This window comes from Polaribacter sp. Hel_I_88 (assembly GCF_000687935.1).
GTDB lineage: Bacteria > Bacteroidota > Bacteroidia > Flavobacteriales > Flavobacteriaceae > Polaribacter.
This window is the reverse complement of sequence record NZ_JHZZ01000001.1, coordinates 2,941,824-2,966,594: the sequence shown is the minus strand read 5'-3', so window position 1 is coordinate 2,966,594 and position 24,771 is coordinate 2,941,824. Positions and strand designations below refer to the sequence as shown.

The 24,771-nt window shown below is 28.2% G+C and carries 28 protein-coding genes; 11 read left to right on the top strand and 17 right to left on the bottom strand.

Annotation, left to right across the window (positions count from 1 at the left end):
- Positions 1-48: 48 nt before the first annotated feature.
- From P161_RS0113115 to P161_RS0113085, 7 genes are all read right to left on the bottom strand, one after another.
- Positions 49-705, bottom strand: coding sequence for an SCO family protein (locus tag P161_RS0113115; protein WP_026777396.1), 657 nt, complete (start codon positions 703-705; stop codon positions 49-51).
- Positions 692-1,300: a toxin-antitoxin system YwqK family antitoxin gene (locus P161_RS0113110; RefSeq protein ID WP_026777395.1), complete on the bottom strand. Its 609-nt coding sequence runs from the start codon at positions 1,298-1,300 to the stop codon at positions 692-694. The genes P161_RS0113115 and P161_RS0113110 overlap by 14 nt, the downstream gene beginning before the upstream one ends.
- Positions 1,287-2,060 carry a YHYH protein gene (locus tag P161_RS0113105; RefSeq protein WP_026777394.1) on the bottom strand — a complete coding sequence of 258 codons (774 nt, stop codon included), beginning with the start codon at positions 2,058-2,060 and terminating at the stop codon, positions 1,287-1,289. The genes P161_RS0113110 and P161_RS0113105 overlap by 14 nt, the downstream gene beginning before the upstream one ends.
- 69 nt (positions 2,061-2,129) lie before the next feature.
- The gene (locus tag P161_RS0113100) at positions 2,130-2,417 is read right to left on the bottom strand and encodes a hypothetical protein (protein WP_051605753.1); all 288 of its coding nucleotides are present in this window, start codon (positions 2,415-2,417) and stop codon (positions 2,130-2,132) included.
- Between the two features lie 146 nt (positions 2,418-2,563).
- Positions 2,564-3,052: a Spy/CpxP family protein refolding chaperone gene (locus P161_RS0113095; RefSeq protein WP_026777392.1), complete on the bottom strand. Its 489-nt coding sequence runs from the start codon at positions 3,050-3,052 to the stop codon at positions 2,564-2,566.
- 5 nt (positions 3,053-3,057) lie between these two features.
- On the bottom strand, positions 3,058-3,375 hold the full coding sequence (locus tag P161_RS0113090) for a hypothetical protein (RefSeq protein ID WP_026777391.1): 318 nt from the start codon (positions 3,373-3,375) through the stop codon (positions 3,058-3,060).
- A 91-nt stretch (positions 3,376-3,466) separates the two neighbouring features.
- Positions 3,467-4,048: an RNA polymerase sigma factor gene (locus tag P161_RS0113085; protein WP_026777390.1), complete on the bottom strand. Its 582-nt coding sequence runs from the start codon at positions 4,046-4,048 to the stop codon at positions 3,467-3,469.
- Positions 4,049-4,144: 96 nt separating this feature from the next.
- Between P161_RS0113085 and P161_RS0113080 the strand changes: the two genes are divergently transcribed.
- From P161_RS0113080 to lipA, 8 genes are all read left to right on the top strand, one after another.
- Positions 4,145-4,348 (top strand): hypothetical protein, encoded by a 204-nt coding sequence (locus P161_RS0113080; protein ID WP_026777389.1) that lies wholly within the window; start codon positions 4,145-4,147, stop codon positions 4,346-4,348.
- A gap of 15 nt (positions 4,349-4,363) precedes the next feature.
- Positions 4,364-5,467, top strand: coding sequence for a glycosyltransferase (locus tag P161_RS0113075; protein WP_026777388.1), 1,104 nt, complete (start codon positions 4,364-4,366; stop codon positions 5,465-5,467).
- On the top strand, positions 5,458-6,021 hold the full coding sequence (locus P161_RS0113070; RefSeq protein WP_026777387.1) for an RNA polymerase sigma factor: 564 nt from the start codon (positions 5,458-5,460) through the stop codon (positions 6,019-6,021). Before P161_RS0113075 ends, P161_RS0113070 begins: the two co-directional genes overlap by 10 nt.
- 43 nt (positions 6,022-6,064) lie before the next feature.
- Positions 6,065-6,319: a hypothetical protein gene (locus P161_RS0113065; protein ID WP_026777386.1), complete on the top strand. Its 255-nt coding sequence runs from the start codon at positions 6,065-6,067 to the stop codon at positions 6,317-6,319.
- Positions 6,320-6,321: 2 nt separating this feature from the next.
- Positions 6,322-6,627: a type II toxin-antitoxin system RelE/ParE family toxin gene (locus P161_RS0113060; RefSeq protein ID WP_026777385.1), complete on the top strand. Its 306-nt coding sequence runs from the start codon at positions 6,322-6,324 to the stop codon at positions 6,625-6,627.
- A gap of 2 nt (positions 6,628-6,629) precedes the next feature.
- A complete protein-coding gene (locus P161_RS0113055) occupies positions 6,630-7,850 on the top strand; it encodes an Nramp family divalent metal transporter (protein ID WP_026777384.1) in 1,221 nt (406 codons plus the stop codon).
- A gap of 61 nt (positions 7,851-7,911) precedes the next feature.
- Positions 7,912-8,064 carry a hypothetical protein gene (locus tag P161_RS19530; protein WP_155810467.1) on the top strand — a complete coding sequence of 51 codons (153 nt, stop codon included), beginning with the start codon at positions 7,912-7,914 and terminating at the stop codon, positions 8,062-8,064.
- A 264-nt stretch (positions 8,065-8,328) separates the two neighbouring features.
- Positions 8,329-9,198 (top strand): lipoyl synthase, encoded by an 870-nt coding sequence (gene lipA, locus P161_RS0113045; RefSeq protein ID WP_026777383.1) that lies wholly within the window; start codon positions 8,329-8,331, stop codon positions 9,196-9,198.
- Here the strand turns inward: lipA and P161_RS0113040 are convergent.
- The 6 genes from P161_RS0113040 to P161_RS0113015 form a co-directional block, all read right to left on the bottom strand.
- Positions 9,191-10,903, bottom strand: a complete 1,713-nt coding sequence (locus tag P161_RS0113040) for a hypothetical protein (RefSeq protein WP_155810466.1) — start codon at positions 10,901-10,903, stop codon at positions 9,191-9,193. The genes lipA and P161_RS0113040 overlap by 8 nt on opposite strands.
- Positions 10,904-10,912: 9 nt before the next feature.
- Complete coding sequence (locus tag P161_RS18625; RefSeq protein WP_051605752.1) at positions 10,913-12,061, bottom strand: DUF4249 domain-containing protein; 1,149 nt, start codon at positions 12,059-12,061, stop codon at positions 10,913-10,915.
- A gap of 13 nt (positions 12,062-12,074) precedes the next feature.
- Positions 12,075-14,828: a TonB-dependent receptor gene (locus tag P161_RS0113030; RefSeq protein ID WP_026777381.1), complete on the bottom strand. Its 2,754-nt coding sequence runs from the start codon at positions 14,826-14,828 to the stop codon at positions 12,075-12,077.
- Positions 14,829-14,841: 13 nt separating this feature from the next.
- A complete protein-coding gene (locus P161_RS0113025) occupies positions 14,842-15,627 on the bottom strand; it encodes a hypothetical protein (protein WP_197026354.1) in 786 nt (261 codons plus the stop codon).
- A gap of 186 nt (positions 15,628-15,813) precedes the next feature.
- On the bottom strand, positions 15,814-17,109 hold the full coding sequence (locus tag P161_RS0113020) for a dipeptidase (protein WP_026777379.1): 1,296 nt from the start codon (positions 17,107-17,109) through the stop codon (positions 15,814-15,816).
- Positions 17,110-17,783: 674 nt separating this feature from the next.
- A complete protein-coding gene (locus P161_RS0113015; RefSeq protein WP_026777378.1) occupies positions 17,784-19,154 on the bottom strand; it encodes a pyridoxal-phosphate dependent enzyme in 1,371 nt (456 codons plus the stop codon).
- 75 nt (positions 19,155-19,229) lie between these two features.
- Here P161_RS0113015 and P161_RS0113010 point away from each other — a divergent pair, with 75 nt between their 5' ends.
- Both P161_RS0113010 and P161_RS0113005 read left to right on the top strand, forming a co-directional pair.
- Positions 19,230-19,487, top strand: coding sequence for a hypothetical protein (locus P161_RS0113010; protein WP_026777377.1), 258 nt, complete (start codon positions 19,230-19,232; stop codon positions 19,485-19,487).
- Positions 19,475-19,771 carry a type II toxin-antitoxin system RelE/ParE family toxin gene (locus P161_RS0113005; RefSeq protein ID WP_026777376.1) on the top strand — a complete coding sequence of 99 codons (297 nt, stop codon included), beginning with the start codon at positions 19,475-19,477 and terminating at the stop codon, positions 19,769-19,771. The genes P161_RS0113010 and P161_RS0113005 overlap by 13 nt, the downstream gene beginning before the upstream one ends.
- On the opposite strand, the gene P161_RS0113000 is transcribed toward P161_RS0113005, so the two are convergent.
- Positions 19,758-20,993 (bottom strand): ABC transporter permease, encoded by a 1,236-nt coding sequence (locus tag P161_RS0113000; RefSeq protein WP_026777375.1) that lies wholly within the window; start codon positions 20,991-20,993, stop codon positions 19,758-19,760. The two genes, P161_RS0113005 and P161_RS0113000, sit on opposite strands and share 14 nt — an antisense overlap.
- Positions 20,994-20,997: 4 nt before the next feature.
- Here P161_RS0113000 and P161_RS0112995 point away from each other — a divergent pair, with 4 nt between their 5' ends.
- Complete coding sequence (locus tag P161_RS0112995; protein WP_026777374.1) at positions 20,998-22,257, top strand: exo-beta-N-acetylmuramidase NamZ domain-containing protein; 1,260 nt, start codon at positions 20,998-21,000, stop codon at positions 22,255-22,257.
- Between the two features lie 4 nt (positions 22,258-22,261).
- Here P161_RS0112995 and P161_RS0112990 read toward each other — a convergent pair whose 3' ends face one another.
- The 3 genes from P161_RS0112990 to P161_RS0112980 all read right to left on the bottom strand — a co-directional run bounded on the left by P161_RS0112990 (position 22,262) and on the right by P161_RS0112980 (position 24,767).
- Positions 22,262-23,152 carry a DUF4835 family protein gene (locus P161_RS0112990; RefSeq protein WP_026777373.1) on the bottom strand — a complete coding sequence of 297 codons (891 nt, stop codon included), beginning with the start codon at positions 23,150-23,152 and terminating at the stop codon, positions 22,262-22,264.
- Positions 23,153-23,235: 83 nt separating this feature from the next.
- A complete protein-coding gene (gene coaBC / locus P161_RS0112985) occupies positions 23,236-24,444 on the bottom strand; it encodes a bifunctional phosphopantothenoylcysteine decarboxylase/phosphopantothenate--cysteine ligase CoaBC (RefSeq protein ID WP_026777372.1) in 1,209 nt (402 codons plus the stop codon).
- Positions 24,444-24,767, bottom strand: a complete 324-nt coding sequence (locus P161_RS0112980; protein WP_026777371.1) for a DNA-directed RNA polymerase subunit omega — start codon at positions 24,765-24,767, stop codon at positions 24,444-24,446. Before P161_RS0112980 ends, coaBC begins: the two co-directional genes overlap by 1 nt.
- Positions 24,768-24,771 lie beyond the last annotated feature (4 nt).

The following is a 24,771-nucleotide window of genomic DNA, read 5'->3' as shown; positions in this document are numbered from 1 at the left end:
ATCAAATTAATGATAGAGTAAACTTACTAATCCCCACTTCAATAAGTTTTATTCTAATTTTAATGTATTAATATCTGCAATTAATTGTTCCACAGAATTTTTATTCAATCCATTGTAAATACCTCTTATATGTTTGTTTTTGTCAATTAATATAAAGTTTTCTGTATGTAAAAAATCGTCTAATCCTTTAGGCTCTCCTAAATCTTCTTCCACAAAATACCACTGTCTTCCTAAATCGTAAATTTCTTTTTTATTTCCTGTAACCAAATGCCAATTATTACCAATTTGTTTTTCTAAAGCATATTTTTTTAATTGAGGAACTGAATCTATTGTTGGAGTTACTGAGTGTGAAAGCATTAAAACTTCATTATCATTTTTAAAAGCTTCTTGCACCATTGTCATATTTTTGGTCATCATTGGACAAATTCCTGGGCAAGTTGTAAAGAAAAAATCAGTGACATAAATTTTGTTTTCAAATGTTTTTTGAGTGATAATTTCTCCATTTTGATTGGTCAACTTAAAATCAGGGATTTTATGAAAACCCTTTAATTCATTGCTCTTTTTATCCAACCATTTTGGTGTAAAAGTTGGTGAATTATAAAAAGGTAATTCAGCTACTCTGCTTGCAACTTCTTGTTTCTTATCATTTTTACATCCAAAGAAAAAAGGAAGAATCACTAGTAAAAAAAAACTATATTTCTTCATTCTCTACAATTTTTTCATTTTTTAGTTGATAACATAAATTGGCACGTTTCATACCAAAAACTCTTCCGTTTTTTGCTTCGTAATTCACGTAAATCTTTCCATTTTCTAACCAAGCTTGTTGCAAACCTTCTTCTTTGCCCTCTTTTAAATGTTTCTTTTTTGCCAATGTTCCATTATCAAACCAAATCTTTTGAACACCATCAAGTTTTCCATCTTTGTAATTAGATTCTGAAATTAAAATACCAGCTTTTGAATAATTAAATTTTTTACCCTGAAGTTTATTATCAACATAAAAAGCTTTTCTTTTAAGGTTTCCGTTTTCAAAATATTTTAAATCTACTCCTTCTCTTTTACCATTAAAAAACCCCGTTTTTTCTGATAAACTATCATTTTCATACACTTTTATACCAAAACCATTAAAAGGCTCATTATTATAAAACCATTTTCCTTTTAGTTGATTTAATTCCAAATCATTTTTATCAACAGAAATAGTTTGAATTATTTTTTCGGTTGATAAAGGTGTGTTTTTAGAAACTTGCTTTTTACAAGCACTAAAAACACAAATAAATATGATATAATATTTAGTTAATCGCATTTGGAGTACCTTGATATGGACCAGCAAAAGCTAAATACCTTCCTGTTGTTGTATATAATTCATTAATAATATGATAATGATATTCATCATTTAAAGAATGTTGTGTTGCACTTGTATGACCACCAGAAGCATCTAAACCAGTTGGATATGTACCTGTTGCATTGCATTTTCTCCCATACAGGAAAAATCCATCAGAAATAATACCTACTAAATTTTCGTCATCATTTGTAAAAGCCAAAGGCTCTAAATGATAATGATATTGAGAAGGCCCAATATGACCTCCTGTATAATCTAAACTTCCTGCAGCAGAGCTCAATGGTCCATTTCCTTCTTGATCGTTATAAATATAAGCACCACTTACAGCAATTCCTATAGCTCCTAAACTTGTTGAAGTTGTAGAAGTAGCTTTAGAAGGACTTTGAGAAACCGTTAAAGTACCTGTAAAATCTCTATTAGAAGTATCTATTCTTGTTGGAGTCATCATACCAGTAGTTGTCGTTGTTGGTGCTATATATAAAGGATGATTTGTACTCCAATAAGGTGTTGTATGATTGGGTAAACCAGTTGTTTCAATCACAACATTTGCTCCTGATACATATATTGTTGTTTCGTCTACATCAAAATCAGCAAAAGCATTGTGTAAAACTCCATTTGTGATAATTATTTCTTCTTGTTCTTCTTGAGATGATGAACTACAAGCAATAATTCCTAAAGATATTATTGAAAAAAATACTGTAATTTTAGTTATCTTATTTTTCATTTTTTTTTGATAGTTTAAGTTGTTTGTAATTCTTTAGATGCGTCTTTAAATAAAAACTTGCGCAAAATTTTAGTTATTTTCTCTTTTTTCTGGTCTTTTAGGTTTTGGTGCTTTTTTTAATTCTTCTTTAGTAATAAAACAATCTTCATTCAAATCTACTTTTTTAAAATCTTTTTTTAAACGTCCTTTCGCTTCTTTCAAAGAAATTTTACCATCTTCATCTTTGTCTAAATCTTTAAAAATTTGCTCTATTGATGGTGGTCCTTTTCTTTTTTCTTTCTCATTATTTTCTTCTTGTGCATTTACACTCATAAAACCTAAAATTACTAGACTGATACTTAAAATTAATTTTTTCATTATTCTGTTTTTAATGTTATATGTATTAAGATGCAGATCCTTTTAAAAACTTGTGGCCATTAACTTTACTTTAACAAATAAGCCTTATTAACAAATTAATAAGGCTACCTATAAAAATTGATAGTATTTAAATTGAATTAAAAAAATTATCTTGGTGGTGGCATTCCTCCTTCTCTTGGAGGTCTTCTATCATTATTCCTTGGTGGTTTTACTCCTCCAGCTCCTTTTAATGCTTTATTTATAATTTTATCAAATTTTTCTTGCTGTTCTGGGCTACAAATTTTTCTTACCGATTTAAAAAAACGAAAAACTTCTACTTCTTTTTGAACTTGTAATTCGCCATTTTTTTTAATTAAAGAATCTGTATTTACGTCATCACTTCCAAAAGAATTGAATAAAATGTCTTTTTGTTTTCTTATTTTTTTATCTAAATCCATCATAGTTTCTCTATGAGTTTCATCAAGATTTTCGAATACTTCTTTTTGTTTTTCAGAAAACTGTAACTGCTCAGTTAAAAAGGTTCTCTGAGGAAGATGTTCTCTATTTTGATGCGGTTTTTTTATCAACATAAAAATTAAAAACCCATTTAAAACGATTAAAATTATTAAAAGTGCTGGAAGTAATTTTGATTTCATTGAGTTTAATTTAAAATTGATGTTGTTTCAGATTGCAAATTATATGCTTCCGCAAAACTTTCTATACTAACTTCTGTATTATTTTCTTGCGATGAAAAAGCATATAAAATGGAACCTACATTTAATAGTAAAATCACAGTTAAAGTTGCTAATTGAAATTTAGGCGTAAACCAACCAAAAACGGGTACTTTCTCTTCTTGTTGGCTTTTTATGTTTTGCAACACTTTGTGTTTAAAAAAGTGGTTCACCTTCACTTCTTCAATAGTATCTAAAACCTTAAAGGTTTCCTTAATATTTTCTTCTATTTTTTCTGATGATTTCATCTTTTTGTATTGATAAAATTAAAACTTCTATATAATTAGATGCATTATTTTTTAAAAACTTGCGTTCCTTTTTTTAAATTTATTAAAAAAATTAAGATGAGTTATTTTTATAAAATGTGGCTAATTTTTCTTGTAATGATTTTTTTGCTCTAAACATTAAAGATTCTACAGATGATAAACTTTTGCCTGTAATTTCCATAATTTCTTCATAACTTTTTCCATCAATTTTAGCCAAGGTAAATATTACTCTTTGTGATTCTGGCAGAGTATTTATCGCCTTAAAAATAGTAGAAGATTTTTCTTTATTTTCTAAAATAATTCCAGGATGATTAAACTCTGTAAAATAATTGGTTTTATCAAAAGGAATTTCATTCCCCATAATACTTTGCATAAAAGCAAAACGCTTTTTGGCATTCTTTTTCCTAATGAATTCCAAACATTTATTGGTGGCAATTCTATACATCCAAGTAGATAATTTAGAATCGCCCTTAAATTTATGAATCGATTTAAAAACAGTTAAAAAAACCTCTTGTGCAACATCTTCTGCATCTTCTTTATTGGGGATAAAGGAAATACAAGTACTAAAAACTTTCTGCTGATACTCATCTAAAAGTTGGCTATATGCTGTTTGTTTTCCTTCCTTGAGATCGTTAATAAATTCTTGCTCGCTCAAATTTGTTTCTTAAAAAAGTAAACATACAAAAAAACTACAAATATCAATTTTATGATGACATTTATAATTTGTACCTTTGCAAAACAATCATATATTATGAAATTATTTTTGATAACTTTAGTTTTATTAGGTCTTGGAGTAGCTGGAATTTGCATTAAAATTTGGGCAAAAAAAGATGGTAAATTTGCAGGAACATGTGCTAGCCAAAACCCAATGTTAAATAAAAATGGTGAAGCTTGTGGTTTTTGCGGAAAGTCAGCAGATGAATTTGAAACTTGCACAGAACCACAACATCAATAAAATTATTTCTACTCGATGATTATAACTGTAGTTTTCTACGTTTTTGTAGCATTTACAGGAATTCAAATACTATATTATCTTATATTTTCTTCTTTTCTTTTTAAACAAAAGAAAAAGGCAAATAACACCGAAAAAGTACCAGTTTCTCTCATTGTATTTGCAAAAAATAGTGCAACTAATTTACAACAAAACCTACCCAACTATTTAGCTCAAGACTATCCTGAATTCGAAATTGTTTTAATCGATAATGCTTCTTCAGATGATACAGAAGATGTTATTGAAAGTTTTGTAGCAAAACATAAAAATATTAAAGTTGTAAGTGTAGAAAATAACGAAGCTTTTTGGAACAACAAAAAGTATGCGTTAACCTTGGGTATAAAAGCAGCTAAATACGACCATTTATTATTTTCGAACATCAATTCGAGTCCAATTAATGAGCATTGGGTTACTGAAATGAGCAAGAAATTTACCTTAAAAAAAACAATTATTTTAGGGTATGAAAAATATAAAAAAGAAAACTCAATCAAAAATCTTTTTATTCGTTTTCACAGATTATTAAAGGCTATTCAATGCTTTGCTTTTGCAAAACAAGGTTCTCCTTTTATGGCTTTTGGCAATAACTTAGCCTATAAAAAAACGGAGTTTTTTAAAGTGAATGGTTTTATAAAACACATAAAAATAAAGTTTGCAGAAGACGATTTATTTATAAAAGATGCTGCAACAAAAGAAAACATAAGCTACGCTATTTCTAAAAATAGTTTTGTTGAAACTGATGCTCCAAAATCTTTTAACGATTGGTTTCAAGAACAGCGACTTTTAAGCTCTATAGAAGAACATTTTAAATTTAAAAATCAGTTTTTTTTAAATCTTTTTTTTATTTCTAAACTACTATTTTATGTTTTAGGGGCAATTTTATTCTTCTTGTATCCTTGGCAAATAATTTTAGGAATTGTACTTGGTTATTTTTTGGTTCAATATATTATAATAGGATTGTCAGCAAAAAAACTTCAAGAACCTCAAATCATTTTTTTTCTTCCTTTGCTAGAAATTTCTTTATTGTTGATTCAAATTAGTATATTTATTGCTAATTTGATTTCAAAACCCAATCATTGGAGATAGACAACACCAAAATTGAATCACATATTTCAAAGGCGAAAGAAGGCAATCAATCTTCTTTTCGTTTTTTGTTGAATAATTTTTGGGTCGATGTTTACAATTATCAATTGAAAAGAACCAGAAGCGAAAACGAAGCCGAAGATATTGCCATTCAAACTTTTTCTAAGGCTTTTGATAAAATTCACACTTTTGATGAAAATTACGTTTTTAAAACCTGGTTAATTGCCATTTCTAAAAATGTTCATATTGATTTATTGCGTAAGAAAAAAACATCAATCTCAACAGAAACTACCAAAGAACAAGAAGATAAAATTTATTTGGTGGTTGATGAAAACCCAACTCCAGAAGATAAAATTATTCGAGAACAAAATTTAGCAAAATTGTTACGAGACATTAAACAATTAAAACCTAAATACCAAGAAGTTATTCAGTTACGCTATTTTCAAGAATTGAGTTATAAAGAAATTTCTACACAAATAAACGAGCCTATGAACAACGTAAAAGTAAAATTATTACGTGCAAAAAAGTTGTTAGCAGAGATTATTAAGAGAAGTTAAATTGTTAAATTAGTATTATATTTACCTTATAAGAACTTTTATTATGGACGTACAAACTAAAAAAGTTGAATTAATCCAATGGATTTTAAATTCAAATGAAGATATTTTGCTTAAAGTAGAGAAAATTAAAGAAAAAACTACGCAAGAAAATATTAACATCTACTCTACTAAAGGAGAATCTTTTACAGAAAATTCTTATAAAAAACATATCAATACAATTAGAGAAAACATAAAAAACGGAGCAAAAACTTATAGCACAGATGAAGTTAGAGATTTTGTTTTAAATCAAAAAAACTAATTTTGGAGGTTGTTTGGACAGAAGAATCCAAAAAATCACTCAACGAAATTTACAAAACTATATTTGAGAAAAGTCCACAAAATGCTTTGATGGTTTTTAACGAATTAATCTTACTTGGAGATTCGCTAAAAAACACAACTCTTGAATATTCAAAAGATTTAATTATAAATGATGAAGCTGTTAGAGTTGTATCTAAATGGAGTTATAAAGTCATTTATAAAAAAACTGTTAACACCATTTTTATTCTAGACCTTTTTGACAGCAGACAAGATCTAGATAAGCTTTTTGTATTTAAAAAAAGGTCTTAATTATGAAAAAATCATTTTTACAATCTTTAGGTCCAGGTTTATTATTTGCAGGAGCCGCAATTGGGGTTTCGCATTTGGTGCAATCTACAAAAGCTGGAGCTGAATTTGGTTTTGGATTGCTTTGGGCGTTGTTGTTGGTTCATATTTTTAAATATCCGTTTTTTCAATTTGGACCAAGATATGCAGCAGCAACTGGCGAAACTTTATTAGATGGTTACAAAAAATTAGGAAAAGGTGTTTTAGCTATATATTACATCATAAATTTTGCCACAATGTTTACCATTCAAGCTGCAGTTACTATTGTTACAGCAGGTTTGGCTTCTCAACTTTTTGGTATTACAAACAACCTGGTTTTATGGTCTAGTATTTTAATGCTGATTAGCATTTTATTTCTTGTAGTTGGCAAATACAAATTGCTAGATAATTTGATGAAGTACATCATCATCATTTTAACAATTAGCACAATTGCAGCAGTTTCTGTGGCTTTATTTAGCTCTAAAGAAGCTTTTGATGTTTCTCAGATTTTACCATCAGGAACTGTAGAAATAACTTTTTTAATTGCTTTTTTAGGTTGGATGCCTGCTCCTTTAGATATCTCCATTTGGCATTCCATTTGGTCTGTAGAAAAAAGTAAAAATACGTTTATCAACATAAAACCCAAAGACGCTGTTTTCGATTTTAATGTGGGTTATATTGGAACACTTATTCTTGGAATTTGCTTTGTACTTTTAGGTGCTTTAGTTATGTATAAGTCTGGAGAAACCTTCTCTAATAAAGGAGGCGAATTTGCATCTCAGTTAATTACATTATATACTAATAATTTAGGAGAATTCTCTTATATTTTTATTGCAATTGCTGCTTTTACAACCATGTTTAGCACCACAATTACAACTTTAGATGCATCACCAAGAGCAATGAATTTAAGCTCTGAATTATTATTTAGAAAAAAATATAAGCTCGGATATTGGTTTTGGATACTTTTTCTTTTTGCAGGTACTTTTATCATCCTTCAATTTTATAGGGCAGATATGGGAAATCTCATTAATATCGCCACTATTTTGTCATTTTTAACAGCCCCTTTTTATGCGATTCTAAATTATATTTTGGTAACAGGTAAAAATATGCCTAAAGAACATCAACCAAAAATATTTACCAAAATTTTGAGTCTTGTTGGAATTGTCTTTTTAATAGGATTTAGTTTTTGGTTTTTAATGAGTTTGTAGAAATTTTGTATTTTTATAAAGTGATAAAATATCAAAATAAATAATTCATAAAATAATAAAAATGAAGTTTTCAAATGACAATAGTAATGAGAGGTTTAAAGAAAATTTAATAGGTGAATTACTGGAAAAATCTAAAAATGAAATTTTAGATGGAAAAACTTCAAACTTTGATAATATTTTACAAAAAAGTAAAAATAGATATAAAATAGTTTGATAAAATTTTACTTTTAAAAAAATATTACTATGAATCAATTTCACGCATCTGGAAAAAGCATTTTAAATCAACTTTAAAACAAAGTTTAAAATCTCAAATTGATGAAATTAAGCTTCCGGAAAATTTATCCGAAAAAGAAAAAACCGGCAAAATTTCTGCACTAAAAAGATTCATTCAAAAGAGAATAATCCAATCAGATTTCTATAATTTTTAACAGACTATTCTCTTAATTTCTTCGTAAATTTGCAATTCAAATCGAAAGAAATGTCAATAGAAACTCTAGTACTTCCAGAAAGACCAAAAAAACCAAAATGGTTACGTGTAAAATTACCTGTTGGTAAAAAATACACGGAATTAAGAGGTTTGGTTGATAAATATAAACTAAACACCATTTGTACAAGTGGAAGCTGTCCAAACATGGGCGAATGTTGGGGAGAAGGAACTGCAACTTTTATGATTTTAGGTAATATTTGTACTCGTTCTTGTGGTTTTTGTGGCGTAAAAACTGGTAGACCAGAAACTGTAGAATGGGATGAACCTGAAAAAGTAGCTCGATCTATAAAAATTATGAGCATAAAACATGCTGTAATTACATCTGTAGATAGAGATGATCTAAAAGATGGTGGTTCTATTATTTGGGCAGAAACTGTGGATGCAATTCGTAGAGCAAACCCAAATACAACTTTAGAAACTTTAATTCCTGATTTTCAAGGAAAAACCGATCAAATTGATAGAATTATTGCTGTACATCCTGAAGTAGTTTCTCACAATATGGAAACTGTAAGAAGGCTAACTCGTGAAGTAAGAATTCAAGCAAAATATGATAGAAGTTTAGGTGTTTTAAAATACTTAAAAGAAAACGGAATGCGAACTAAAACTGGTTTGATGCTAGGTTTAGGAGAAAAAGAAGAAGAAGTAATACAAACCATGAAAGATTTACGTGCAGTAAATTGTGATGTAATTACGATTGGACAATATTTACAACCAACAAAAAAACATTTACCTGTTAAGGAATTTATAACTCCAGAGCAATTTAAAAAATACGAAACAATTGGTTTAGAAATGGGCTTTATGTATGTAGAAAGTGGTGCTTTAGTACGTTCTTCTTACAAAGCGCATAAACACGCTATTTAACTTCAAAGTAGGTTTTTACAGAAATTGGATTTCCTTTTTCTGTAAAACCTTCTATATGTACTTCAAAAGTTCCTAAATTATCTGATGTATAAAAAGTGAACTCATTTTGTTTACTAAAAAACTTAAAATTAGCATCCCAAAATAATTGATATCTAAAATCTGGTATTCTATCATTTGTATCTAGGTCATATTTTTGTTCAAAATATATTTTTGAAACTAATGGCTTAAACAAATTTATCTTCTTTTTGTAGCTCTTATTTGCTTCAACATTGTAATCGCCATTAAATGTTTCTAAAACAACTACACCATTATAACGTTTGGTTCCATAAACGTAATTCTCTTTTAAAACTTGAATTTTTTTAATATTTTTAGTCTTTAAATTCGCAATTTCATTCGCGTCTAAAATTTGCAAACCATCTATTAATAATAAAGGTTTTAAATCGTCATAAATAAAATCGAAACCAAGTATTTTTATAGCAAAATTATCTCTACTTCTTGTATAATAAATATGTTCTGTTATTTCTACAAGCGTTTCTTTTAAAGTTGGAAACCTTTTGTAATCATCTAACATATAAGTGTATACATTCGTACCAAAAAAACTAGCTGTTTTTGCATAATTCTTTACAGAATCTTGTTTCTTTTGGTTGTACGCATTTTCAATTTGGCTGTAAATACTTCTTTGCATCAACCTATTTTTATCTTCTTTTGTCAATTGAAAATCACTAAAAGTAATTGCATTATAATCTATAGACACATCTTTATTTAAAATAATTTCTAAATTTTCACGATTTGGATCATCAATCTCAAAAATAGCGTTTGTAGAGTTGTACATTTCATCAATATTGAAGTAAAACATGCCGTTTTTATCAGTTTCTGATACTTTAAACACATATTCTTTACCAGTTATAGTGATAGAAATATAGACATCTGCAATTGGTTTTTTAGTAGTTTTATCGACAATTTTACCAGAAATTAATTCACCTCTAAATTCTGGAACTTGCTTTAAATTTGCTGAATTTGTAAACTTCTTTTCCTCCTTAAAGATTGTTTTATAATTTCCTGAAGAATATTGAGTTGGTATTTTATAAGCTTCTTTTTTACGAACTGAAATTGAATATTTTCCAGAAAAATCTATACCATTAGAAGCATTAATAGTTAAAGAAACTTTTTCTCTTTTCGAAAAAACTTGTTTATTAGTAGCTAAATTTATTTTACTAATAGTATTCTCTTCTTTAATATTAGAATTAGTTGGGCTATTTTTATCATTCGTTAAAAAAGCTGTATTATTTAAAAATGGATTTAAAATAGCAACATCTCCCTGAAAAAAGTTGTTTTTACTACCATTTAACATCCATTTTGTATACGCAACTAATTTGTAATTCCCAGATTCTATAGTAGTTGGTATAAAAAAATCTCCTTGACCTACTCCATCATTTAAAATTATTTTATGTTTAAATTTTACGTTTAAATCTTTATCAACCAAAGCAACATAGGCTACTTTACTTAAATTTGTAAAATTATTATCTGTTGCATTTAAGCAATATATTTTATATAACAATTGCTCTCCTGTTAAAAAAAAAGAAGTATTATAGTGTACAAAAATTCTTTCTTGAGGAATATCAGTATTCGTTTGCGCATATATTTGTTGCCCAAAAGAAACTGAAAGAAAAAAGATTGTAAGTAATAAAAATATTATTTTTTTCATTTTAAACATTTAATCTTCCCAAAAATCGGGTCTTATATTACTGCCAGAAGCTGTACAATCTCCACAAAGTCTATTTACCACTTGATATGGAATTGGATCTTGAGGATCTAAAACACCTATTAATTTTACTCTATTGTTTCTTAATTGCGAGATTAACCTTTGTACTGTTGGTTCTGTAACTGCACAAGGCCAAGGATAATCAGTGTTTAAAATATCTTCTCGATTGAAAAAATATCTTTTCTCTGAAACAGATGATACTTCGAAAAAACCTAAAACTTTTTCATTTTCGTTGGTTAAAGAAAAAATATTACTTGCCAAAAAACCAGGTTGTACTTGAGAAAATAAACTTTGAGATTCTGAAAACTCTTCTAAAACTCGCAAATAATTGTAAGACTCTCTTGATTGAATGTATTGTTTTACTAAAATACTATATCTTGTATTTACGCGAATATCATCATTAGCAATAAATTTTAATAAAAATCCATTTACACGATCTTCACCTAATAAAGTTGTATTTGTTAATAATCTGCCTTTAGATGCTATGGTATTATAGCAAGTTTCTTCTTCTTGTGATTTTGGTACTTCTCTAATGCCACCATTATCTGTTAAAATTAAATCGGTAGGAAACCAATAAGGAACAACAATTTTATACGTTTCATCAAATTCATAACCATAATATTTAGAACTATTTGTAGCATCAAAACTATCTACAAACAACCCAATTCCTTCAACACCATCTTTATTTGTTGTTATTGCTGCATATACATCATCGATTGCTGTAATATTTGTAAGTTGTGTGTCTTTAGATTTGTATTCTCTTCCACTACGTGTTGTAATTTCTAAACTATAAGGTACACCAATCTCTGCTTTAAAAATTTCATTTGATGCGTAAACACCAGAACTTATTTCACTAAAAGTGTATGTAGTATTATTTGTAATAATTTTTACGTTTGCCCCAGTTTCTGAACTTGGACCACCATCTTCAAATTTATAGGTTCTAGTTAATTTAACAACGTGATTTTTAAGTTCGTTTGTAAGTGTTGCTTCAATAACAATTACATCTTCAAATTCTGTAGTAGCAGCCTCAAACTCTTCAATACAACTATATAAAGCTGTAAAAGAAATTAAAATCGATAAAAAATATATGACTTTTTTCATAATTTAAACTGATTTAAAAACGAATATTGTAAGTAATTGTTGGCACAGGAAATGCAAAAATGGAACTTTTATACGCTTTTATTTCTCCTGCTTCTGTTACAAAAAATACTGAATAAGGATTGTTTCTTCCTAAAACATTATACACTGAAATATTCCAAAAACTATGTCCTGGTTTTTTCAATTTATGATTTCCTTCCACATTAAAACCAACATCTAATCTATAATAATCTGGTATTCTAAATTTATTACGATCACTATACAAAACACGCTCTTCTCCATTAATTACAAAACTACCTATTGGATACGTAACTGGCCTGCCTGTTTGATAAGAAAAATTGGCAGAAAAACTATATCTTTTAGTAATTCTATAATTTGCAATAATGTTTAAATCATGTGGTTTATCGAAATTCGCTGGAAAAAAATTTCCAGCATTTACTCTTTCTTCACTAAACTCACTATCTAATTGAATAAAAGAACGCGAATAACTATAACCAACCCAACCATTTAATTTTCCTTTATTTTTCTTTAATAAAAATTCAACTCCATAGGCTTTTCCATTTCCTTGTAAAACATCTGCTTCTATATTATCATTCAATAATAAACTTGCTCCAACTTTATAATCTAGAATATTTTTAGAGGTTTTGTAGTAACTTTCTAAACTTAATTCATATTCGTTTCCATTAATATTTTTGAAAAACCCAGCAGAAACCTGATTTGCTTGTTGGGGTTTTATGTTGATGTTAGACAACCTCCAAGTATCTACAGGAGAAGCTGTTGTGTTATTAGAAAGTGTATGAATATATTGATATGTACTATTAAAACCAGTTTTAAATGATAACGTTGGTGTTAAAGAATAACGTAAAGAAGTTCTTATTTCTGGACCTCCATAAGTTGTAATTACTTCATTATTATCAAATTCTCTAACTGCTGTAATTGAGTTTTCTGATCTTGGAAAATTAGGATCATAAATATTTTGTGATGATGGTCCTAAAGCTGTAAACATAGAAACTCTAATTCCTAAATTTAGCTGTAATTTTTTATCTACTTTAAAATTATCTGATAAAAATAATGCTGATTCTAATCCTCTTTCCTCTGGCGAATTAAATTCATTTACAATCGATTGATTTCCTTTTGGTGTTATATTCCCTGGAGAAACATTAAATAATTTATTAGAAATACCGTATTCAATTTTATGTTGTTTGTTTAAATCGTATTTCATTTTTAACTTCAATTCAGTTTCTACAATTCTGTACGCAAGTTCAAAATCATTTACAGCATTTTCATCAAACTTTAAATTGAACTTATACTCACTATTTGCAAAAATTAAATCACCACTATTTTTCTCGTTAAATTTATGATTATATTTTAAAGATTGAAATCTGTTTGAATAAGTTTGCACAGAATCTCTAGTAACATTAAAAGAATCGTAACTATAATAACCTGCAACTTCCAACGTATTTTCATCATTAAATTTGTGTGTATATTTTAGGTTTGTATCGTAAAATGATGCTGTACTATTTCTTAAATTCTCATCATCTAACTGTCTTAAAATCCAATTAGAATAAGTTCCTCTTCCACCAACAATTAAACTTGCCTTGTTTTGTATCACAGGAATTTGAAACGACAAATTACTAGTTATTGGACCAATTGCAGCTTGACCATTAAAGTCATTAAAATCGGCTTCTTTAGTTTTAATATCAAAAACAGACGATAATCGACCACCAAATTCTGGTGGTATAGAACCTTTATAGACATCTAAATCGCCAGATGTAAATGGATTTATACCCGAAAAAATGCCAAAGAAGTGAGAAGGGTTATACAAAACTGCATTATCTAACAAAATTAAATTTTGATCTTCTTTACCTCCTCTAACATTAAAACCTGCTGCTCCTTCTCCTGCTTTTTTAATGCCTGGTAAAGAAATTGCCACTCTTAAAATATCTCTTTCTCCTAAAATTAGTGGAATATTTTTTATGTTTTGCATGTTTATGGTAGAAACTCCTGTAACTGGGTCATTTATATTTTTATCTCTATTAGATTCAATAATTAATTCATCTAACAAAACAGAACTTTCTGTCATCAAAAAATTATAATTGCCATTATTATAAATTACAAAAACCTTTTTTAAACTTGTAAAACCTAAAGATGAAGCTTCAATTGTATTGGCACCAACAGGAAGTTTTATAGAGTAAAATCCTTCATTATTTGTAACTGCTGATAAATTTTTATCATCAACCAAAACAACCAAATTAGGAATTGGTTCTCCAGTAGTTTCGTTCTTAGCAAAACCTTTAAGAATATATGACTTTTCTGTAGCGTTTTCTGATTCTTTACCAATTCTAACAACACCTATTTTAGATGATTTATCTTTTACAACTTCATTGTAAAAAATTGGTGTAGTCTCTTTAACCTTTTCAACAATATTAAAGTTTTCTTCCTCTTGCCAAACTAAATTTGAAAAGTTGTTGTGAATAACACTGTTTTGCGTTAAAATTACTTTTGTATTTGAGTAGATAAAGTAATTGATTAAAGAATTATCAAAAATATCATTCAAAAGTTCTTCTAATTTTACATCCTTATAAATACCTGAATGTAATGTTGTTTCTTTAAACCAATTTTCTATATAAAAAAAACGGTAAGTAGATTGCTCTTCAATTTTTTTTATGATGTCAGTTTTAGATAAATTATCAAAAGTTAATGTTATTTTTTGTTGGCCATTTGCAATGAAACTAATCATAAAAATAAAAAAGAATAGGTGTTTTTTCATCTTGTTTATTTGATTATGTTTTGCTAATTGAAACCTGAAGATCTTTCATTAAATTTGTATAAAATTGATCTTTATCAGTTCTTAACAACTTTCTATTTCTTCGATAAAATATAGAAATATACTTCTTTTGATTTGGAAAAATATTTATAAAATCATACTTTGAATTGACTTCAAAATAATTATTATTTCTTAAAATAACGAAATAACCTTTGTCTAAAAAATTACTATACACAAAGTTGTTTAAAATTATTTCTCCTCTTTTTTTAAAATTCTTTTTTAACAATAAGATTTCATCAAATTGATGTAAAACTTGATAAAATCCCGTGAATTTTTTTTCAGAAACTTTAGGTTTTGTTTCGCTACTTATAAATGAAAGTTGGGTATTAAATATGGCTGTATTAGAGTTATCAATCTCAAAAGAAGTAATTTTTTCTTTGATTAGTTTGATAAATAAAAAATTGGTTTTATAGGCTAATTTCGCAATTACCTGATCTTCATGAATGTCATATTTTAAATAAATATTATAATAAGGCTGATTGTCGTAAATTAAATTTCCTAAATGGTAAGTATCATCTAAAAGAAAACGATGATTATTTTCTGGAGCTTTAAATTTTTCTTCAAAAATAGTTCCATTATAAATTGCTAAATTTCCATTGCCAACAATCTCATCAAACCAAATATAATGATTTTTTGATGCTAAATTTAATTGAGCATGCAGTTCGTATAAGTTTGGTTTTAAAAAAACCAGCAATAGTAAAAAGAATAATTTTTTATCATTCATAAAATAAATGTAGTTCATTTACTATTGATGACAAAACAATAAATTAAAATAATTTAACCATAAATATAATCTTTGGCACAGAATTTGATTTAAAAATTATATGAAAAGACGTAGTAAACCTTTTCATTGTGTAAATTATTTGAATTAGTTAATTTAAAACCATCTCTCTTCGAGATGGTTTTTTAGTTTTTTATTAAAAATTATTTAAATCTCTTCAGTTTGTATTTTTTTAGCTACAGCTTCTACTTCATCTAAAACACGTAATAAATTACCATTCCAAAGTTGTGCTATTTGCGCTTCTGTATATCCTCTTTTTACCAATTCTAAAGTAACATTAAAAGTTTCAGAAGCATCATTCCAGCCATCAACTCCTCCTCCACCATCAAAATCTGAACTAATTCCAACATGATCAATTCCTATTTTATTAATCAAATAATCTATATGATCTACAAAATCTGCAACATTTACTGGCGCATTTTCTGAAGATTTCATTTTAGCTTTTGCCTCTTTAGATAACTGCGTATAAACTGCAATAGCATCTTCTTGTGCTTTTCCTGTTAAATTTCTAATCTCTCTTCTTGGTACTAACTCTAAATTTTGTTCTTTTGCTAAAATATCCATTTCACCTATTAAAGCTTCTTTAAATTTTTTATCTTTTTCTGTATCTACATAGGCACTAAAAGCTACAGTTTGCACAACACCTCCATTTTCCTTTAACCATTGTAATTGCTCATCATCTAAATTTCTACTATGGTTACATAAAGCTCTTGCAGATGAATGTGAAGCTATAATTGGTGCTTTAGTTAGCTCAATCATATCTTTCATTGCTTTTTTGGATGGGTGAGAAACATCTATCATCATTCCCCATTTATTCATTTCTTTAATAACTTCTTTTCCTAAATCACTTACGCCATTATGCAACCAAATATCATCTGATTCGCCTGTATTTGAATCACAAAACTGACTATGCCCATTATGAGAAAGACTCATATATCTTGCTCCTAAATCGTAAAACTCTTTTACTCTGCTAAGATCTGTTCCAATAGGATAGGCATTTTCCACACCAATCATTGCAACCTTTTTGCCAGATTTATAAATATCTCTAACTTCATTAGATGTCGTTGCTAAACCAATTCTTTTAGGAGCAATTTCTTTGGTGAGTTTATGGATAGCGTTAAATTTACTCATGGCATTTTTGTAAGCACTATCATAACCTTCCTCAGTTAACTCTCCTTGACCTGTATACACAATAAAAAATGCAACATCTAAACCACCTTCTTCCATATTTGGGAGGTTTACTTGGTTATTTAATTTTTGAGTATAATTTTTATCATCTGTAAAATTAGCCACATTAATATCTACATGTGTATCTAAAGTTATAACTTTTTGATGAATAGCTTTTGCTTTGCTTACCATATCCTCCTTGTTAATAGTGTTTTTATTTTCTTTTTTACAAGATATAATAATAAAAAAAATAGGTAAAATTTTTAAAAATTTCATGATTGATTAATTGATTATATTAAATTTAAATATAACAACTTTTTCTACAATAATAATGTAAAAATATAAATTGTCTAAAAATTGTAACTTTATAAAAGGGTTTTTGAAATGAATATAAAAAAATATGAATATTTCCTTTATTTTAAAATTGCATTATGTATCAAATACACTCTAAAGAACTACTATTAAAGAATTATGTATTATTTTAAATGATAAGTAAAATCCTATCAAATAGAATTTAGAAAAAGAAAACTAATTATAATTATATGTAGGTAAACAAAAAACGTCTGAAAAATCAGACGTTTTTATTACAATTTATAAATCCCCCAACTTATAGTAATTGTAAATTTTTATATTTATAAATAAATATGTTGTAAATGTACAAAATTAATATTGATATCACATATATTTATTTAAAAAAATAAATAATTAATTTTTAAAAAAACACTTACTATAAGATTTTAAATGAATTCTATTATAAATAACATTAAACAAAAAAAACGCCTAATAAATATTAGACGTTTTTTAATCAAACTATAAATCCCCCAACTTATAATTAATTTGTTGTATTCGTAATTAAATACGTTACAAATATAGCAGGAATTTAAGTTGCTTTGTTCGTTTTTCGACGACTGAACATTTTATACCTTTAAATTGCATGAATCAATCGTTATTTAAAGTGCACTTATAATATCATATTTTGTGATGATACTATAATTCCCATTTTCTAAATCTACTAAAACAGCTTCATTTTCTTTGGATATCAATTTTGAAATTGCATCAATTTTTGTTGATTTTTTTACAATAGGATATGGTTTTCCCATAATTTCTTTTATAGGAATATGTGCATTCTGTTTATCAGAAATAAAATGATGTAATAAATCTGTTTCATCTACAGATCCCACAAAACCATTCATGTCTCTTACTGGAATTTGTGAAATTTTATTGCTTTTCATTCTTTCAATAGCATGTGAAACCAACTCTTCAGTTTGCACTGTTATTAAAGATTTTTCATGATGATTCTTAATTAAATCTGCAGCAGTTGTAGCTACTTCATCAATAAAACCTCTATCTCTCATCCAATCATTGTTAAACATTTTACCTACATATCTACTTCCATGATCGTGAAATAAAACAACTACAACATCGTCTTTTGTAAAATGTTCTTTTAATTGTAACAACCCTTTTACTGCAGCTCCAGCAGAATTCCCTAAAAACATGCCTTCTTCTTTCGCCAAACGTTGTGTGTAAATAGCAGCATCTTTATCAGTAACCTTTGTAAAACCATCAATTACTCCAAAATTTACATTTTTTGGTAAAATATCTTCTCCAATTCCTTCTGTTATGTAAGGATATATTTCGTTCTCATCAAAAATACCAGTTTCATGATATTTTTTAAAAACAGAACCATAGGTATCAATTCCCCAAACTTTAACAGTTGTTCCTGCTTCTCTTGCTTTCATTTTTAAATAGCTTCCAACTCCAGAAATGGTTCCTCCTGTTCCTACTCCAACAACAAAATGAGTAACTTTTCCTTCAGTTTGTTCCCAAATTTCTGGACCCGTACTTAAAAAATGAGCTTTGCAATTGCTTGGATTATCATATTGATTTACGTACCAAGAATTAGTTGTTTCTTCTCCTAACCTTTTAGAAACTGAATAATAAGAACGAGGATCAGTAGGTTCTACGTTGGTTGGACAAACCACAACTTCTGCACCAACTGCCCTTAAAATATCTATCTTTTCTTTAGATTGTTTGTCTGCCATTACAAAAATACATTTGTACCCTTTTACGATGGCAGCCAAAGCTAAACCCATTCCTGTGTTTCCAGAAGTTCCTTCTATAATAGTTCCTCCAGGTTTTAAACGGCCATCTGCTTCTGCATCTTCAATCATTTGCAAAGCCATTCTATCTTTTACGGAATTTCCTGGATTAAAAGTTTCGTATTTAGAAAGTACCAAACATGGTAACTCTTTTGTTAAAACATTTAATTTTACTAAAGGTGTGTTTCCAATAGTTTCTAATATATTTTCTGCGTAGTTCATTTCTTTAATTTACAAATGCAAAGGTAATTTATTAAAATTTGAAACAAAATTATTATATTTACAATAAATAGATTTATGGATATTCAAACTACAAAAATAGAATTAGCAAAACAGTTATTAAATACTGACAATGAAGCTATTTTAAAAAAAATTAAGGATATTTTAATAAATTCTTCTGAACAAAATAATGTTGTTGCTTATACAATTGATGGAAAATCACTTTCTGCTGAAGAATTTCAATCTGAATTATATTTAGCTGAAAAAGAAGCAGAGAATGGAAATTACCTAACTTCTCAAGAATTAGATAATGAAATTGCTTCATGGAACAAGTAATTTGGTCGAAAAGATCTGTTATTAATTTAAGAAAAATTTGGAATTTTTATGCTTTAGAATTAGAAACAATAACTGGAGCAAATATTGTTGTAAAAGGAATAAAAAAGACAGGAGATGCCTTAACCATTAATTTTTTACATCAAACTGAAAAATACTTAAAACCCAACCAGTTCAGAGTAATTTACAAGCATTTTAAAATTATTTATATTGTGAAAAACAATAAAATATTAATCTTACAAATTTTTGACAGCAGACAAAAACCAATAAAAATTACGCAAACTTAATAGACTTTGAGGGTTCTATCTTTGTAATAATGTAAGAAGGAATTATCAACATTAAAAAACATAAAAACAATGTACCTATATTTAGCAAAATAATTGCTGTAAATGAAATATAAACTGGCATTGTTGTTACATAGTAGGTTTCTGGATTCAACGTAATTATTTTAAAATAATGCTGTATAAATAGTATTGCCAAACCAATAACATTTCCCCAAAAAAGTCCTTTTAGAATTAAATAAGACGCATTATACAAAAACACTTTTCTTATACTTGTGTTGGTGCTTCCTAAAGCTTTTAGAATCCCAATCATCTGTACTCGTTCCAAAATTAAAACCAATAAAGCTGTAATCATATTTATGCCAGCAATTACAATCATAATTGCAATAATAAACCACACATTATTATCAAAAAGTTTAATCCACTCAAATACGTTTAGGTAAGCTTCTATAATTGTTTTACTATTTAAAGTTACTCCTATTTTTGAATAAATTTCATTTCCTTTTTTATCAATTTCATCAAAATTATCCAACAAAACTTCAAAACCACCAACCTGATTATCTGTCCATTTATTTAGGGTTTGTACTTCTCTAATATCGCCTATCATAAAACTTTTATCAAATTGGGCAAAACCAGAATTATAAATTCCTGAAATAATATATTTTCTATTAGAAGGCAATTTGCTGTTTTCTGTTTTTAGGAAAGTAGCTAAAATAGTGTCATTCAACTTTAACTGAAGTCGGTTCACAACTGTTTGCGAGAGCAAAACTTCTTTGGTTCTTATTTGATTAAAGTCTGGCACTTTCCCTTCTACTAAATACTCTTCAAAAAAAGTCCAATCGTAATCTGTAGAAACACCTTTAAAAATGATACCTTCAAAATCGGTTTCAGTTCTTAAAATTCCGCCTTTATTTGCAAAAACTTGAATATTTTTTATGCCTGAAATGCTATCGAACTTCGGATAAAAATCTTGGTTTTTATCAACAGGTGTTGTAGAAACATCAGAATTGTTATTATCGTAATTTACAATTTGAACATGGCCTTTAAAGCCAGCCATTTTATCGCGTATTTTATATTGCAAGCCTAAACCTGTTGCAACAGCAATCAACATAATAATAATTCCCAAAGCAATTGCTGTAATTGCAATTTTTATTATAGGTGAAGAAATACTATTTTTATACTTTTTGCCAGCAATAATGCGTTTTGCAATAAATAACTCGTAATTCAATTTGATGATAAATTTTAAACCCTTCAAAAGTACATATTTAATCTTGTTTTTGTCGTTGAATTTTCAGCTGATTTCTTGTGCACAAAAATCACAAAATCAAGATTCAAAGTTTCAAGTTCAAGATTCTGAAAAAGAAGATGCATCTATTAAAACTGGAGCTGAAAGAACAGATTTATATGTAAAGCTTTTAAAAGGGAAAAAAGTTGCTGTTGTTGGGAATCAGACTTCTGTAATAAGAAAAAGTTGGAAGTTGGAAGCTGGAAGTGAGAAGCATACATTCACTCATTTAGTTGATTCTCTATTATCTTTAGAAATCAACGTACAAAAAGTTTTTGCTCCTGAACATGGTTTTAGAGGCGAAGCAGATGCAGCAGAACTTGTAAAAGATGGCAAAGACACCAAAACAGGTTTGCCAATTATATCACTTTATGGAAAAAACAAGAAACCTACAACAGCACAATTAGAACATATTGATGTTGTTATTTTTGATATTCAAGATGTGGGTGTGCGTTTTTACACCTATATTTCTACCTTACATTATGTGATGGAAGCTTGTGCAGAACTTGGTATTCCTGTGATTATTTTTGATAGACCAAATCCAAACGCACATTATGTTGATGGCCCAGTTTTAGAAATGGAACACAGCTCTTTTGTGGGTAAACACCCTGTTCCTGTGGTTTATGGAATGACTATTGGCGAATATGGGCAAATGATTAATGGCGAAAAATGGCTTAAAAACAACTTGAATTGCGATTTAACTGTAATTCCTTTAAAAAATTATACTCATAATTCTGATGTTAGTTTGCCAATAAGACCTTCTCCAAATTTACCAAATGACAAATCTATAAACTTATACCCAAGTTTAGGTTTCTTTGAAGGAACAATTATAAATGCAGGAAGAGGAACAGAATTTCAGTTTCAAAGATATGGAGCTTCCTTTTTTCCGAAAAGTGATTTTAGTTATACTCCAAAACCAAACTTTGGCGCTAAATATCCAAAAGAAAATGGGAATCTTTGTTATGGCGTAGATTTAAGAACTGCAGAAAAACAAGATCAAATAAATTTACAATGGTTGTTAGATGCTTATGAAAAAACACCAAAAACAGAACAATTCTTTGGGAGCACGTTTACAATTCATGCAGGAAATACAACACTACAAAAACAAATTGAAAAAGGTTTATCTCAAGAAAAAATAAGAGAATCTTGGAAGAAAGATTTGGAAGTGTTTAAAAAAGTTAGAGACAAATATTTAATTTATGAGTAGAAACCTACTCAATATCTCTCCACTTAGAAATATTGTTAGGAGAAATTTTCTTAAGAGATTCAACTAAATTGATTGCATTTCTGGTTCTTGGTCCATCAGCATAAATATTTACGATTTCATCTGCTTTTGCATCAAAAAATAATCGGATTAAATAATTACCAACAGTTTTATTAAATATATTTTCAACCTTTAAAACACTATCTTCAATAGTTTGCTTTGCAAACTCTTTGTTGGTAGCAAAATTATCCAAACCTTTTATATGATAATCGTATAAAACATCTCTATATACCTTTAATTTGGGCGCTAACAAGTTGTCAATCAATAAAAAACGATTTTGTTTCCCAACAACATTTTGCCAAGAACTGATGCCACTTTGTTGCGCTTGCAACATTACATTTTGTGCTTCTTCTAATTCTGCTTGACCTCCATATTTAGCAAAAGTGTCTGCATCCACTCCTAAAATTGTATACACATAAAAGACAATGGTAGAAACCAAATTGCTGTCAAAAGAGTTTTTATTAAACAATAAAGGGTCAAATTCATTGTATTTAAAAGAGAAATCGTTATCTCTTATATTTAAAACAGGTGTTAAATAACTTGAACCATAAACAGGCCTTGTGGATTGTACCTGCAGAGTTGCTGTAAATGTATTATCATTTCTAGAAGTTATGATAATATTCATAGCACAATCTACTCTTTCTTCTGCTTGAACAACTCTATTCGTCCATTTTGTTTGATTGATAAATTCAGTCAATGCAGTTTCTAACGTTTTAAAAACCTGCAAATTAGAACCTGGAACTTGGTCGTAATTTATATTTACCAAACAGTTTAACTCTTGAGAGTTGATGTTATTCGTAAATAATAATACAGCAAAAAGAAAAACTAGTTTACGCATTTTGTATTTAGATTTCTGTCTGGTCGAGCGCAGTCGAGACCTAACTATAAACCTCTCGACTGCACTCGAGGAGACAAGATATTTTAAATTAGTTTTGTAACAATTTCATTCATAATATCTTTGGCAACTTCTACTTTCGATTTTAATTCAAATGGTTTTTCAATCAAATTTTTATCAATAATAGTAATTTTATTTGTGTTAGTTGCAAAACCAGCTCCTTTATCTTGTAAAGAATTTAAAACTATCGCATCTAAATTTTTACGTTTTATTTTACCTTTTGCATTTTCAATTTCATTATTCGTTTCTAATGCGAAGCCTACCAAAAACTGATGTTCTTTAATTTCGCCTAAAGAAGCTAAAATATCTTTTGTGGGTGTTAACTCCATTGTTAACGTTGTATCTTTCTTTTTTATTTTCTGATCTGCCTTATTTTTTGGTTTATAATCTGCAACTGCAGCAGATAAAATAGCAATATCTGATTCTTTGAAATATTTGTGGCATGCTGTATACATATCATCAGCAGAAATAACGTTAATTCTTTTTACAAAAGAATGCTGTATCTGTTGGTTACTTGGTCCAGAAATTAAAATAACTTCTGCTCCCAAATTAGCAGCAGCACTTGCAATGGCAAAACCCATTTTCCCAGAAGAATGATTGCCAATAAATCGAACAGGATCTATAGCTTCATAAGTTGGCCCAGCAGTAATTAACACTTTTTTACCTTTCAAAGGTAATTTTGATGTAATATCACTTTCTATAAAAGAAACGATGTCTTCTGGTTCAGCCATTCTGCCTTCGCCAACTAAACCACTTGCTAATTCGCCTGAAGTTGCTGGAATTAAAATATTGCCAAAAGATTGTAATTTTGCTAAACTATTTTTGGTTGATGGATGCATATACATATCCAAATCCATGGCTGGTGCAAAATATACTGGACATTTTGCGGATAAATAGGTTGCTAATAATAAATTATTGCAAGTTCCATTTACCATTTTAGAAAGTGTATTGGCGGTTGCAGGAGCAATTAAAAAATAATCTGCCCATAAACCTAAATCTACGTGATTATTCCAAAGTTCGTTTTCATCTTCTTTTTCATAAAAAGTAGAGTGAACCGGATTTTTAGAAAGTGTAGAAAGTGTGAGAGGTGTTATAAAATCTTTAGACGCAGGTGTCATAATTACTTTGACATCTGCGCCTAATTTTATAAATAAACGAACTAAAGAAGCCGTTTTGTATGCAGCTATTCCAGCAGTAATGCCTAAAAGGATTTTTTTACCACCTAAAACAGACATTATACTGTTTGTTCTGGATTTCTATGATATACTTTATCATTTAACCACTCCTCTACTGCTAATGCAGTTGGCTTTGGTAAACGTTCGTAAAATTTAGAAACTTCAATTTGCTCTTTGTTTTCGAAAACTTCTTCTAAACTATCATTATAAGTAGCAAACTCTTCTAATTTATCAACTAATTCCTTTTTTAAATCTTCGTTAATTTGGTCTGCTCTTTTAGCAATAATAGAAATTGCTTCATAAATATTTTCTGTTGGAGCTTCCAAAAGATTCCTGTTATAAGTAACTGTACTTATTGCTGCTTTTGTATCTTTATAATCCATAATT